This is a genomic window from Endozoicomonas sp. ALB091 (genome assembly GCF_049310265.1).
Lineage (GTDB): Bacteria > Pseudomonadota > Gammaproteobacteria > Pseudomonadales > Endozoicomonadaceae > Endozoicomonas.
Genome location: NZ_JBLYNQ010000007.1, coordinates 503,243 through 518,928, shown reverse-complemented (window position 1 = coordinate 518,928; position 15,686 = coordinate 503,243). Strand labels below are relative to the sequence as shown.

Annotated in this window: 5 protein-coding genes; 1 reads left to right on the top strand and 4 read right to left on the bottom strand. The window is 53.4% G+C overall.

Annotated features, from left to right (window positions below):
* Nucleotides 1–23 precede the first annotated feature (23 nt).
* From ACO6UX_RS14280 to ACO6UX_RS14270, 3 genes are all read right to left on the bottom strand, one after another.
* Nucleotides 24–3,134 (bottom strand): hypothetical protein, encoded by a 3,111-nt coding sequence (locus ACO6UX_RS14280; RefSeq protein ID WP_422448641.1) that lies wholly within the window; start codon nt 3,132–3,134, stop codon nt 24–26.
* Nucleotides 3,135–4,055: 921 nt separating this feature from the next.
* On the bottom strand, nt 4,056–4,358 hold the full coding sequence (locus ACO6UX_RS14275; protein WP_422448639.1) for a hypothetical protein: 303 nt from the start codon (nt 4,356–4,358) through the stop codon (nt 4,056–4,058).
* A gap of 9 nt (nt 4,359–4,367) precedes the next feature.
* Nucleotides 4,368–4,604, bottom strand: coding sequence for a hypothetical protein (locus ACO6UX_RS14270; protein ID WP_422448637.1), 237 nt, complete (start codon nt 4,602–4,604; stop codon nt 4,368–4,370).
* 52 nt (nt 4,605–4,656) lie between these two features.
* Here ACO6UX_RS14270 and ACO6UX_RS14265 point away from each other — a divergent pair, with 52 nt between their 5' ends.
* A complete protein-coding gene (locus tag ACO6UX_RS14265) occupies nt 4,657–15,057 on the top strand; it encodes a hypothetical protein (RefSeq protein ID WP_422448635.1) in 10,401 nt (3,466 codons plus the stop codon).
* 59 nt (nt 15,058–15,116) lie between these two features.
* Here ACO6UX_RS14265 and ACO6UX_RS14260 read toward each other — a convergent pair whose 3' ends face one another.
* Nucleotides 15,117–15,326, bottom strand: coding sequence for a hypothetical protein (locus tag ACO6UX_RS14260; RefSeq protein ID WP_422448633.1), 210 nt, complete (start codon nt 15,324–15,326; stop codon nt 15,117–15,119).
* Between the last annotated feature and the right edge of the window lie 360 nt (nt 15,327–15,686).

Genomic DNA, 15,686 nt, shown 5'->3' with positions numbered 1-15,686 from the left:
CCAGGTACACTGCGACCTTGGGTTCAGAGGATTTGACACGAAAAGCCTTGGTCTGTGTCAGGCTGATTTTCTGGTTGTGAACGCGCGGGTTCAGGTATCTGCTTCGGTACGAACATTACTTTCTCTAGCTGCCGGTCATCGTCGGTACAGTAGGGACGCTTCTCACAAACCACGGTAATACCCCGCTCTTTCAGCACTTGCTGCGCTTTCGACGAAGTCAGTGTTTCCTGCGTCAAGGTCCCTGGGTTCATTCGTATTCCCTGGCTCTTCAGCCGTTGCACCTCTTGCTCCAATGCCTGTTGTGTTGCCGGGCTTAGCAGCGATGGGTTATGCCTGTACTGCATCTTTTCCAGCAGCGTCATTCCGGCCGGAATCTCTATCTGGTGGAGATCATACCAGCTGTTATGAATACCATAAGTGATGCCTTTGCTCTGATCAGCCCTGCAAGCCTGGTGGTAGGGGTCTGAACAGACAATAATTCCAGCGGCCTGAGCAATTGTGCGCCGAACATTGTCATCAATAAACCGGTTCATTCTTTCCACTGGCTCAGTTGTCCATTCAAAGTGCTCAGAAATCTCTGAGCCATTGTCAATCAGACCGTAGGCCTCGGTATATTTTTTTTCGCGGTGATCGTTGGGTTGCCCGGTTACTTGCGCCAGATCAGCCGCACCATGCATGGCGGCTACCAGATGCCGTTGAAATTCAGTCCCGTTGCCAGGCCCGGAGGTAAAATCCCAGGGCAACTGCGGCGGCAGGTCAAGACGTGTAGCGTCAAACCCCCCGACCGTTGATCCGGGAAAATCAGCCCCAACCCCGCAACAACGGATAATGTCCATACGATCTGCAAAGCGTAATATGCGCAGATACCAGCGCACGGAGTCAGACAGGTTCTGCTCATCTGCGCCATTGACATCATTTTCCTTGCTGACCATCGCCTTTGCCATATCCTTCAGCAGCGGTTCAGGATAGTGCCCGATCAGGTCCCTTTTGAAATAGTCAGCTGACCTTGTTTCTTCCACTGATTTGGCGACATCTTCGGCAGCAGCAGCATGGTAGATAATCGCCAGCGCCAGGAGTTCTTTTTTTTCCGGGCGCAGGTAATGCAGCTGAAATTTTTCCAGCAATTCCATATACCAGAGCCCATTATTCCTGGCCCGCAGGACATGACTGCAGCTGTGCAGCGGTTTCCACACGGTTGGCAAGGTATGTCTGCCAAGGCTCTGGATCACGCGTTCCGGTCCCGGACGGCGGTAATAATGCTGCAATACCTTCAGGATGGTGCTTTCATTATCGCCGACATTATCAGGCAGGATGGGCGGTTTGCTGAACGCGTCCACCATAAACTGTAATGCCGCTGGCACCTTGGTTTCCACAGGTGCCGCCAATGGGCAAGCATCGTCCGACAGACCGAGCGATTGTTTCAGATCCGCGATTTCCAGATTGGCCTGTCGGACATGTTCTGACCAATTCAGGTAGAAAGGATGCTTGTTTCGTTGCTTCCATAGTCCTTCAAACCATTGGATGAACCCAGCCACGGATAAGTTACCAATAACCTTTCTACCGTCATGGCACCAATAGTCCAGATTATGTTTAACCCTGGCCAGAATATCTTTGTTCAGGGAAGCTCCATAATGAAACAGGGCGAGTAGGTGGGACTCAAAGATATCAAGGTTTAAAGGGTAACCAAGGTAATCACATAGTAGCTCTTCAAGACGGCTCTGCCGTTGCTGCTGACTGAGCCCCCGGCAGATTCGGTCAAATTCAACGACGCTTCCCGAATAACCGATCAGCGGCAACCACTTGAGATCTTCCAGGCTCAGGAACTCAAATGGAGCAAAGGCGGCCACCATATAATTCATTGTGCCCGCTCGCATTACCGCCGATTCTCGCTTGCTTAGCGTACAGTAAAAAACCGAAGTAACCTTCTGATCCATCCTTGACCCGCTCTGCAGAAGCAACTGAAGTAAACGGCAAGCTTCTTCCTCTTGTTCCCGGATTTGTTCCTGTCCAGGCTGATCATTTCTGAGCATTTCAGTAATCAGCAACTTTTCCAGCAACGATGTAACATATCCTTGTTTATTATGAAAAAAACGGTGGTGAATTGGCAAGCCACTCTGTTTTAATTCCAGAAGCCTCCCGGAACTGTAACAACAGGGATCACTCACCAGCTTGATGGCCTGTTGCAATTTGTGAAAAACATCCGGTGAGGCGGTTAATTCCCAACTCAGTGCCTCTGTACGCAAAGGCATTGGCAGCAGATTCAACATGGCTCTGAAATTTTCCTGGTCTATGCCCTGTGAGAATGCAAAATCATCCAGAGAATGCTCATTCAGGGCCAAGTGTTTACTGTCCAGCTCATCATCAAAACAAACCTGTACAGAACCTGTGCGGTGACAATAAATAACCATAGGCAACGGTTGTTTAAGCTCCAACACCTCTTCACAATGACGTTTATCCTGCAGGATATCGGCAATATTCATCTGAGTATCGAGGTAAACAAAAAAGCATCTGATGTCTTCCTTGCTGTAGTTGGTAAGCACCAGTTCCGGATAATCAAGATAATTATAGGCGTGGGAATTATTGCGGATTACCAATCCAGGTAAACTGAAAGTCCCATCTGCTCGCAGATGTCCCGAGGTGAAACGAGGATAAACTCTCCAAATGGCTTGATTGGCATTTTCAAGACATTTCTCGTGTAATGATTGCAGATCAGGCAGTAATTTTATTGACAGTTTATCCGGATCCATGTCGGGCTCCGTATATGCATTATGTTTATAAACATAAAGGCATTGTGGATTAACAATGCCTACCATCCATTTACCAAACCCATCTGGTACGCGTGCTACGGGCATCATCTTCCCCGGCAGGGCGAGGGTGAATGGCCTTGGTGCACCCTTACCCGAAAAGTAATCATTTTCTTTAGTCAATTTAATTCGCCGAAACGCCAGGTACCCACTCTCTGCTGCCCAAAGTAGCACTTGTCGCTCATCTTCCCTGGGATGCCGGGGTATCAGCTTGCTGGTCGGTGCGCAGGTTGCCCATTGGCCAGAGACCGTTACCGGCTGGGTGTCAGGCTTTGGTTGGGGATGAGGGTACAGGTTGGCGGAGGTATCCATGCCGCTGACAACATTCATGGTAGTTCTCAAGCAAGACTTATTTAGTTACTTTAGCTACCCACCTCTATCATAAGAGTGGATTCTATCATCATTAGAGAGTAACTGGCTGGTAAAAGTTCCAGTATGGCTCCACTGTCCGTAGCTGCATTTTCGTAGCGAGATCACAGTATTTTACATGCCCAGCCTCCCAGGAGGCTGTCCGAGAATAGTCTGCCCTACGGTGGCTGCAATAAATTGGTCTAAAAATTCCTGCTTAAATTGCAAGTCTTCATGAATGCTGTGGCCAGTCTCCTGCTGATCAGCATCGTCCTCTTCACTGTCACTGGTTTCGGCTTTTTAATCAGAGCCTCAACTTCAGCCATTTGAAACTGCTTGTAAAAAAGGTGGCCTGGTTTCAACTTTCGCATTTATTTTGCATTGATAATGATACGAATTCAGGATTAACAGTAAATACAAACAGCTTGAACTAAAGCTATGAAATAGTAAACGACAATAATCAACAACCCTTATTTGCCACCCCTAGACTGTATACTTTTCTCTCTCGAATATTTGCAAATTTTGTAAAGTTGGATATTTTTCCATCAATCTGAAATTAATAGAAGTCAACTGACGGGTTAATCAAGCGATGCATCTTGGACTTCCAGTTAAACCAACTAATCCAGATTTTCTGCCTGATCAAAAATATCCTCATGATCCTGATAAAAAATTCCCTCATGATCCTGATAAAAAAATTCCTCATGATGATAAAAAATTTCCACATGATCATGATAAAAAATTTCCTCGTGATCGTGCTAAAACAACCAGCGTGTTTCACTCACGTCAAGTGGCTAATAATAAAAAGACAGGGAAGACGACGATTGCACCGGGTAGCCAGGATCAAACCAGCCATTTGGTTCAGTCTGCCAGTTCTTCAGTCTCGCTCAGGCAGACAATCTCAATTCATTCAAGTGCAGCTGTTTCAATAGATAGCACCACCTCAATCAACGCCTCGGCCAGCAGTTCAAATCCGGCAAAAGCTTCAACATCAGAAAGCACAGCGGGTTCAATAAATAGCGCCACTTCAATCACCGCTTCGGCCAGTAATTCAAACACAGCAAAAGCTTCAACATCTGAAAGCACAGCAGGTTCAATAAATAGCGCAAGCTCAAAAACAGCTTCGGCCAGCAGTTCAAATTCAGTAAAAGCTTCAACATCATTTGAAAGCGCAGCTGGTTCAATAAATAGCGAAACCTCAACAACCACTTCGTCCAGTCATTCAAATCCGGCAAATGCTTCAACATCTGCCAGCGCAGGCAGCATACATACGGCAACCGCCGCTATGTCGGAGGCCATGAAGGTTAGTGCCTCAGATAACGCTGCTTCGGCAACGTCCGCTAACAGTCCATCTGTGAACAGCGAATCAGGCTCGGTACAGGCGTCGGCGTCGGTGTTAACAGCAATCACCAGTGCATACCTGGCAACATCCAGCCTGGCCAGATCCCCAGCCACTACTCAGGGTACATCCAGCAGCAGTGACAGCAGCAGTGATTACAAGACTGCTGTGAGTTCATCAGACAGTTCATCAGAGTCCATTACCGCTACTGCCCACGATGCAGCAGGCTCAGTAAAAACGGCGGGCCCTGGTTTTACGGTAACCGGCGCTCATCGGCCAGCCAGCCAGTCCGGCTCAGTCAGCAATCCCCTGGCAGCCAGCGTCTCCAGCCACTCCCATGCTTCTGGCTCAGCAGGGCCTTCCGCCACAAGTGTAAGTATCAATGATATGGGTGAAACCGGTGACTATTCGGCAACGTCCATGGGGTTATCCGGCTCGGTGAAGAGTACCGTCTCTACCCATGCAACGGGTATGCATTCATTGCCTTCGCTGCACAGTTCGGCAACTGCCATGAATGCCACCACGGCTTTCCCAGCCCGGTCCAGCCTGACCGGTTCCGGCAAGGGCACTGTTGCCGCCAATGCATCGGTAACGTCAGCAATAGCCGATCCCGGTTCTGTTTCGGTTGTTGCCAGCCCGATTGGTATGGATACGTCGTCGTTTAATTATGCAAGCCCGACACAAACAACACCGTTTAATTATGCAGGCCCGACTGTTCAGGATTCTGCCTCTGCAAGCATTGCCAACAGCCCGATACTACTACCGGCCAGCACTCCCTCACTGGTTAACACCCTGCCACCCTGGACTGACAGTATTATCCCGACACATTCATTGGGCGGCATCACCGACATCGCGCCCGCCAGGACCACTCTGGCCCTGTCCAGTTCGCTGGCCGCTACCAATTTAACACTGGAGCAGCAACTGACCGCCATAGTGGACGATATGGGCAATTCAACCAATCTTGGCATGTACGAAAATGACCTGGTTTATTTTCAACAACTGCTTCCGGCCCTTAACCTCACGGAATTAGCCACCTTTGTTAAGGGCAGTGCCAGGGATTTTGCCGGATATATGCTGCTCGAGGGTATTAAAGCCTTTGCCGAAACGATCAATGGCACGTTCACTAATGGCACGTTCACTAATGCCACTTTCCCTGATGTCGCTCGTCACTATTTCGATATCGTAGCAGCCGGGGTGGATGACATTATCCATGAGTTCAACACCACAATTGCGCCTGACCCGACAACTCCTGCCCAGAATACTGGCTCAACGACAGTAGCCCATCACCATCGCTCAAAAAGAATGATCATTTCGAAGCCGGATTTCTTAAACAGCATCAGGTGGCTGATAGGGCTTGAAGATGCCATTGCCCAAGACAACATGGTCCCGCAACTGTTGGATTTTTTACGGGGTTTTTCTGCAATGCGCAATGAATTTACCCTTGCGGTGCAGCGTGGCGTTGCGGGAGACCCGGATGCAATAGCTCTTGCCAATCAACTCCGTCAGCCACTGGGGATGGCCAATTATTTGGCGCAATATAAGGACGAGGTCTTTGATTTAATGTGGCGTGAAGACTATCAGGCACTTGGCAGATTAGCGTATAAAGTTAACACCCTCTCAATTATTAACGAAAGTACTCCGGCACAACCTAGAGACATGATGCAAGGGCTCCAGGTCTTGGTTCGTAACCTGCTGCAGCGTCTCCAACGGATATCTCTGGCCCCCAATCCGCCAGCTGTGACGAATTTAAATTTTGTCACAGCTTTCTCTATGGCATGGAACCCTTTTCGACTAATGATGAATGATCTGCAAATACGGGAAGGCATATGTCTGGGCGATGTAGTGTCAGTGACCCTTGCCAGCCACTTTGGAATTTCTGTTAGCAACTCTTTAAATGCTCTGGTCAATGCTGTTTTTCTGGGTGCCGGATATGCTCGATTACCCGCTCTTGTCAGGACCTTGCTACAGGAATTGTCGACTAAAAGACTAATTGCTTCCCGCGCACCTTTATGGCGTAGCCTGGGCCTGAAAAAAGACAGTCATTACCTTAGTAAAATTAGCCAGGAACTTGAGCAATTTTCGTATGGAGTCTACGCTGGAGAACCATTTCTTACAATTCGGTCAATGCTGTCAAAGATGGTTGCAGCGCTCAATGCGAAGGCAACTCAGTTACCGACAGGGGCAGATGCTACTGTTCTGTTTACCATCGCCCCGCGTGTCGGACATATCCTATTTGCAAAAATACAAAGGATGAATAATCAACTGGCTCTGATCATTTCTGATATCTCAAGCTCTTTGTACGTGGCCAGAGCCGATTCAATGGATCAGTTGGTCGCAAGGGCCATGGACGCACTGAGACGACTGGCTGAGGTATACAACCTTGGATTGACTCAGCCAGCGCAGATTGCCAACTCAAGAGGTATCGGGCATCTTTATCAACCCACCGAGGCAGAAATAACCGAGTGGGCTGACATGGCTCCCATTCCTACCTCGGCCTTAACGTTAAAACAGATCCTGACCAAGCCGGTAACGGAACTTGAAGCCCTCGACAAAGCGGCCACGAAGGCCCTGGCAAAAGAATACATTAACAAGGTGACCAGTGCAGCGGGGCTTGAAAAACTGAAATTAAGTCAGAAGCTGACTGAACAGGACCTGCTCCCTCCACCCTCAAGCACTCAGGTAACCACAGTCGATCCACTAATCCTGCAAATGCGGGAAGTGATCAGTGTGCTTGACGATGCTCTGGCCAATAATACCCCGGTACCGGATGCCATCAAAATATTGAATGCCAACCTTATGGCCAAAACCAGTCAAAGCCTGCTTGCCCGGGCCAAAGCGACCGCTGGAGAACAGCCGGACCCTGTACCTGGTCCTTCCGGGGTGGCTCAGGGCGTGTCCAGCCTGGACGACTTTCAATATTCGATGCAGATGATGGTGTTGCAGGATGCCATCAATGCTATTGCCCCGGAGGTTCCCGGAGCGGCGCTGTTGGCTCACCCAGCCGCTGGTGCGGTTCCCCAATCGTCGGGTGGCCAGCCTTCCGGTGGCACCGATCAAGGTTTAAGTGTGGGAACCAAGGCCGGAATCGCGATTGGTAGCGTCGGCGGAACATTAGGTTCGGTGGCTAGCGGCGCATTTATAAAAAGACTGGCCTCGAACGGGGGCGATGCGGCGGCGGAAGATGTCGGGGTCCGCATTGGGGAAAGTGCAGCAGAGGAGTTTGTGCCAGAGACCGAGGTTTTGAAATCCCTGGGTGATGGGCTCAAAACTTCTGTTGAGGATTTGATGGCCAAGGCACCCGCCCCGCCACATCATGAACCCGGCGGCGAAGACTGGGCCCATATCCGCACTCGTGGCAAAGGCAGCAAAGGCAAAATAAAAGAACCCGCGTGTCGACGTAAAAGAGCCCTGGCCGGGGCTGGCATGGGCGGTTGTGCCGCCGATGAGTTGTATGAAAAGGCAGTAAAAAGGATAGTTGCAGAAGGCGTTGTTGGATTCTCTGCACCCGCCCTGATGGCCGGTTTTGCTGAAACACTGGCTGTTGGACTCCTGACCCCGGAATTACTTATGATCATTGCTGCGGCCGTGGCAGCCGGCGTTGCCGGCTGGGTAGGTTATGAAATCTACGAACTTGTAGAAGATGGGAAGAAGAAGGGAGGCGGGGGTGATAGTGATGATGATTCATCTGACAATGACAACTCCGGTCATCATCACTCATCCGGAGGCAGTGGTAACAGAGGAACCACGCCCACCAGTGGATTGTTAACGACCGGCCAGCCGCCCGTCACAGGCCTGCAACCTGCCACGGACAGGCCGGGCAGCAATCCCGGAGTGGTTGCTGACAACAGTAGCCCTGTTGTTGCGATCGCATCGGCAACCGGCACACAGGCGGTGGTGTCTTCTGACGTGCATGCATTGGCCACCATCGTGCCGGAGACCAGCACCCCGCAGCCACTGGCATCGACCAGCGTATCAACCACGGCTGTAACCGTGACAGAACAGGCTGACATTACCCCTGCAATGGCATCTGCTGCCATGGATCGTGCAACCAGTGAAGCCGGACTGCTAACGTCCTTAGCGGTATCTGAGGGCAGTTCCAGCCATGTACCACCGGACGCCTCAAAAGCATTGTTATCGACGGCTTTATGGCCGCATACCGCTGCACCTGTGCTGGCACCCGGATTGAGTTCGTCGGCCAGCACTACTATTGAGGCTGCACCACGCCAGTCAGAGAGCACCCGTGCTCAGGCACTATCTGCCAATACCACAGCTCCAATTGGAGCAGAGTCAAGTTTGTCGTTTAATACTATCACGGCGTCGTTGAGTTCGTCAGAGACGGCAAGTAGACAGGCAGTGTCGTCCAGTATCATCACTTTAGCCTCATCCAAGTCTGGTTCGTTCGCTAATGCTACAGAGGGTTCATTAAGCCCGTCCGGAACGGTAAACACTCAGGCATTGTCATCCAGCACGATGGCCCGGATTTCGCCGGAAATGAGTCCGTCAATGAATACTACTGAGGCATCACTGAACCCATCAGGCATGGCAGGCACCCAGAGGTTATCATCCAGCACCACGGAGCTGTTCTCTCCAGAGCTGGGTTCGTCGATGAATACCACCGATGTGTCACTCACTCCATCAGGGATGGCAGGCACCCAGACGTTATCATCCAGTACCACGGCTGCGTTTTCTCCAGAGTTGAGTTCGTCGATGAATACTACCGATGTGTCGGTGACTCCGTCAGGCATGGCAGGCACTCAGAGGTTATCATCCAGTGCCACGGCTGCGTTCTCTCCAGAGTTGAGTTCGTCGATGAATACCACCGATGTGTCGGTGACTCCGTCAGGCATGGCAAGCACTCAGACATTGTCATCCAACACTACGGCTCCGTTCTCACCGGAACTGAGTTCGTCGATGAATACCACCGATGTGTCAATGACTCCGTCAGGGATGGCAAGCACTCAAACATTGTCATCCAACACTACGGCTCCGTTCTCACCAGAGCTGAGTTCGTCGATGAATACCACCGATGTGTCGGTGACGCCATCAGGGATGGCAAGCACCCAGGCACTGTCATCCAACACCACGGCTGCGTTCTCTCCAGAGCTGAGTTCAACGATGAATACCACCGATGTGTCAATGACCCCATCCGGGATGGCAAGCACTCAGGCCTTGTCATCCAACACCACGGCTCCGTTCTCACCCGAACTGAGTTCGTCGATGAATACCACCGATGTGTCGGTGACTCCGTCAGGCATGGCAAGCACACAGGCCTTGTCATCCAACACCACGGCTCAGTTCCCACCCGAGCTGAGTTCGTCGATGAATACCACCGATGTGTCAATGACCCCATCCGGGATGGCAAGCACTCAGGCACTGTCATCCAACACTACGGCTCCGTTCTCACCGGAATTGAGTTCGTCGGTGAATACCACCGATGTGTCAATGACCCCATCCGGGATGGCAAGCACTCAGGCCTTGTCATCCAACACTACGGCTCCGTTCTCACCAGAGCTGAGTTCGTCGATTGATGCCACCGGGGCATCAGAAGACTTATCAGAGATTACGAAAGAACCGTCAACATCGCTAAAAACAGCGTTGTCTGCCGCACAAAACACCTCTGGCGCCACACGCCCATCGCCCTCTGCCGCAGATGATGCTGAAACCGACACCGCCCGGGCGGTATCCAGTTCACAGCCATCGACTTCACAGCCAACGACTTCACAGCCAACGACTTCACAGCCAACGACTTCACAGCCAACCACTTCACAGCCATCGACTTCACAGCCAACGACTTCACAGCCAACGACTTCACAGCCAACGACTTCACAGCCAACCACTGCGCAGCCATCCACTTCACAGCCATCCACTTCACCACTACCCACATCCACTACCCAAACACCAACAGCTCACCTTGAGGCGACCCCGTCTGAGGCGACCCCGTCGGCCATTAACGATCGTACTGACGCTGAGTCATCGTCGCCAACGATCGTACCGGATAAAACCACTCAACCGGTTGCGACCCCCACCGCCTCCGTCACCGACAGCCACCCGCCGCAGGTAGGCCCGCAGGGCAAAAAACTGCTGAAACTTTATGCGGACCGGGGCCAGGCGATCCATGACCGCTATATGTGGCAGATCAACGACTTCCAAAATAACAATGTCCGGGCGCTGCAGGCCATCTGGGACTTTGGTGAAGAGATAACCATCAACGACCGGATCTATCTGAAATGGCCCCTTGAACGGCTGGTGTGTTGCGCCCACGGCCTGCGGGCCATGGACAAACTGCTCCGGGATAACTTCCTGTCCATCAGCAGCCTTGCCCAGCAATGCATCAGCTATGATGCCAGCCGTGGCCTGACCATGAACCCGCAAGCTCCCGGGGAAAACCCGGCCAGGGAGATCATCGTTGATAACCTGGCCAACCGCTTCCTGACTATGTACTCACGGCTGGCACAAGCGCGCTCCCAGATGATCCTGGCCACCGGGTTTGCCATGGCAGAGACCGGCGAGGCCGGGCTTTTCCGGGGATTCAATGCCCAGGGCATGGATAACATGGTCAATGCCCTGTTGCGTGATGCCTCCGGGGTGTCCGCACCGTTCCGGGAGGTTCTGGAGGGGGTTGCGGACTATCTGGACAGGCAGATCACGGAGGAGCGCCTCAACGATGGCAACGTTCTGCGCACCCCCGGGCCGGATGAACAACTGTCGTCGGTGATACACAATGCCACCGTCGCCGATCATGAGTTCACCTTGCCGTCGGGCTGGCTGGAACCCGGGGATCTGGTTGCCACCAACCGGATCATCCGAGGTGAGCAGGCCCGTTTCCTTGCCAACATGGGGGTATACAGAGACTGGAATCGCTTCCCGGTTGATTACCGGAAGATCTTCCAGAACCCCACAGATTATGATGCCGTGTTCCCGAATGACGACACCGTTCCCTGCCATTACAGCGAATCGGGACTGGACGACACGTCGGCCCTGGCGCCGCTGCTTTCCCGCCCACCGGCTACGTCACAGTTCACCGTGACTGAGCGGAAACTGCTGAAGGGGTATGTCGGCCAGGCCACGGCAATCTATGCCGACTATGCCCACCAGGCCGAGGCCATAAAGCATCAGAACCGGGAAATTATGGCAGCCATACCCGCCGAGGAGTCAGACTCCATAACCTGGCCGGAAAAACGACAGGTGTGCTGCGTCAACTTGCTGGAGACCCTGGAGAGGCAGTTCCGGGACAGCTTCCTGAACATGACCAGTACCGCGGGGCAGTACCTCCGCTACGAGGAGCAGTCACCCAACGATACAGCGGACCATCGCTCGACCGAAGTGTCGATTATCAAGAATCTGGCCAACCAGTTCCTGAACCTGTATGGGCTTTACAGCGCTGCCCGCTATGACATGGTCAAGGCCACCGGATTCGGGGGCGAGGCGGCAGCGGATGATCGCTTCCGGGGCTACAATGCCGCGGCCGTTGCCGGGGCCGTTACCGGGTTGCTGGCGCGATCAGCAAGGATGTCAGCCCCCATCCGGAAGGTGCTGCGAACGCTTGAGAACGCTCTGGCCCATGACGATCACCGGTATAGTGCCAACGATAGGCGTCCCCCGCAGCCTGATACAGCACTGCAGCGGACGGTGGAAAATGTCCGGGTAGCGGACGATGAGTTTAACTTATCGCCACCCATGCTGGACGCCAGGGATGTGAAGGTGATCAATCGGATAATCCGGGCCGAGCGCAAAGACTACTTCTTAAACACGCGACCACTCAGGGATGAGCGTTTTGTGATGTTCGGCGACGTGTTCGACAATACGGCTGATTTGCAAAATCAATTGTCTGGCGAGCAGCTTCCCTGCCCGACCAGCGAGCAGGGGCTGGCCGACACCTCGGCGCTGAGCGAACTGCTGGAGCGGGCCGCAGACCAGGCTCCCCGAATCACTGCAGAAGGAAAAAAACTGCTGAAACTGTATGCCGACGGTGCCACGCAGTCTTACAGAGCCTATAGCCAGCGCATCAGCAATATCCAGAGTGCCAATACCCGGGCAGTGCAGGACATCAAGGAGAATGATAACACCCTCAGCCACAATGGCCTGGAATACCAGCAATGGTCACTGGCACGACTGGTGTGCTGTGCCCAGGGCCTGCAGACTATGGACCGGGCAATCATGAACACGTTCCAGTGGGACCTCATCCGGGCCGATCGGTGTATTCGTTATGATGCCTCCCGTGGTCTGACCATAGGGCCAGATGCGAGCGGCGAGAATCCCACCCGGGAGGCCATGATTGATGATCTGGTCAACCAGTTCCTGAACATGTATTCACAGTACGGTGAAGCCCGTTTCAATATGATCAAAGCCACCGGGTTCTCCCTGGAGGAGGCGGCAGAATCACCGGTTTTCCGGGGATTTAGCGCCCGGGGCATGGCGACCACGATCAATGATCTGTTGCGTACCACGTCCGGATTGTCCGCACCGCTCCGGGACGTTCTCCAGGGGGTGGCGAACTATCTGGATAACCAGGTCACCGGGGATCACCATGACGGCAATAATGATCTGCGCCCGCCACAGACTGATCGTCACCTGTTGCAGATCATCAACGATACCACCGTCGTCGATGATGAGTTCATCTTGCCGCCAGTAATTATGGTTCGTGGCGATATAGACGCTATCAAACAGCTCGTCCAGGCTGAGAAAGTCGACTACCTGGCCAGACTGGGGGAACTGGAAGACCGGGAGCATTTCCCCACTGATTTTATCGATATATTCGAACAGCCCGATGCCTATGCAGAGGTTTTCCTGAAAGGGGAGGTCCCGCAGTGCCATGGTGACTCGCGTAAACGACGCCAGCTGGACAGCCATCGCTCTGGCAAGCCTGTCGCGCCTCCCCGGGATGAGCCAGCTATTGCCAATGACCACCTGGCCCCGGCCACTGCCGGAGCAGCCCGCCACGGGGGGCTGTTGTCGGTGCTGCGTCATGGCCTGTCCTGGCTGACCGGCGGCACCCGGGTCACCGCTGACCAGGCGCAGGGAGCAGCGCAGATCACTGCCGGGCAAAGCCATCAACGACAGGAGTCTACTAATACTAATAATGGTGCCGACAACCAGCCGGCCAGCAGAGTCAGGTCGGCGACGCACAGCGTCAACGACAGCCTGGCTCTGGCCGGGCTGCTGGTGTCTCGGGCCACGGAACGCCCCATCCGACCTGACACACTGGCTCATGGTGAGAGGCACCGGACTGATACGGCGGCACAGCCCTTTGACTGCCTGCCGGGCATGCGGCTGCTCACCGGCAGCATGCGGGTGGCCCGGCAACTGCACAACGAAGTGTCGGCTTTCCTGCAGCAGCTCAGGCTGCAGCGGATACAGCCGGATGCTGCCTGGCAAACCGATGACCTGCTGAATATGGCCATCGCCATGGTCACCAATGAGGAGCAACCGACCAGCTGCACCGAGGAGTTTCTGCTCGAAGTGTTGTTCTCGCCCAGACTGGGGGTTGAACATGAGCGCGCCGCCAATATTTTCGACAGCGGCGGACGGGTTCGGGGCACCGGTGGCGGTGCCATCTTCTTTGGCGGGGAGCAAACCCGGCCGTGCCAGTCAGGCCCGGCCAGAGATCTTGGCCAGTGCATGCTGAGCGCCATGGCAGACCGTCAACTGGAACAATTGACCACGGCACCTCAGTCGGCTAACTCCGGCCCGTTACTCAGTGCCGCACTGCGCGATGCCATTGTTGACCGGGCCAGCCAGTTTCAGGAACTGCAAAGAAAGGGTATGTCTGCCCAGCATTCGAGGGGCGTGTTCAGCCAGCTGCCAAACTGGCTGAGCGCCAGCAGTGGCAACGACAGTAGCCGTCGCGAGCAGCTGTTGCAACGACTGGAACAACGGCTGACCCCGGTCACCAGCTCAGGGGTAGTCAGGGCGGGTGATACCTGCCTCAGCCAGCTGGAAGCGGGTGATTATGGCTCGGCCCGGGCATCCTTCTTCGCGCTGTCGGACCAGCAGCAGCAACAGGCCATCCAGTCACTGACAAGGATGCCGGACTGTTTTGGACTGGAGCCCCAGTGGGATGATCCGGCTCCGAGAGACAGCCAGAGTGCCTGGCAACGCTTCACCGCCCTGTACGACAGCAAGATGGGGGTCCAGGAAGAGGCGATGAACCGCCTGAAGCTGATGTCGATGGTCACTGCTGGCAAGGTGACCGGGCAATACGACGAGGCGCAACAACTGGTGGCACACATTATTGACCTGCTGCCAACCCGGGACAATGCCAGCCAGCGATCCTGCCAGGAGACGGCAGAGTGCGCCCAGCCGCCAGTGTTCCAGCAGCACCATTACGACCGGGGCACCATAAACGACATGCTCAGTGCTTATAAAACCATCAAGGCAGAAGTCGCCGACCAGTTGCCGCAGTACTTTATCAACCACAATCTGGACAGTGACCTGCAAGAAGAGATCATTAACCAGGTGGCGCTGGGCAGTTTGGGATCACTGAATGGCAAGCCTGCCGAGTTATGGCAGGCGGAAATAGCAGCGCGGTTGCAAACCGAAGCGGAGGAGTTTGCCCAGACTCCGGTTTAATGATGGAACCCATGAACAACAAACTGTCGGTCCAGGAGTCATGATCGGTTGAGTTCAGGTTAGCGGGAACCCTTCTTCGGATGCGGGTTAAAACGTTTGGCACTGCCTTTCACCTTTCTGGCCTGCACTTCGTTCTTTTTCAGCCGGTCCCGGGGCTTTTTGTGGAAGGAGGGCGCTGGTGACAGGTCAACCAATGCGGCAAGGGCGTCGATATCTGGTTTTTCCAGCTCCTGAAATTGCCCCTGACGCAGCTGGTCAGGAATGATCATGCTGCCAAACCGGACCCGCTTCAAACGGCTGACTTTCAGATCCAGACGACCGATGGAGAGCCAGTGCTCGCCCTTCAGTTTGGGGAGATTATCGAATACCGTTGGACGGCCTTCCTTATCTGAATGGCTGCAGACCTCGCCTTCAGGCTTGTAACAGGCAATGACCCCTTATTTGTCACCCCCCGTACTGTAAACTTTTCTAACTCGAATATTTGCAACTTTTTTAAAGTTGGATATTTTTCACTCAATCTGAAATGAATATAAGTCAACTGACGGGTTAATTAAGCGATGCATCTTGGACTCCCGGTTAAACCAACTAATCCAGGTTTTCTGCCTGATAAAAAATTTCCTCATGATGAT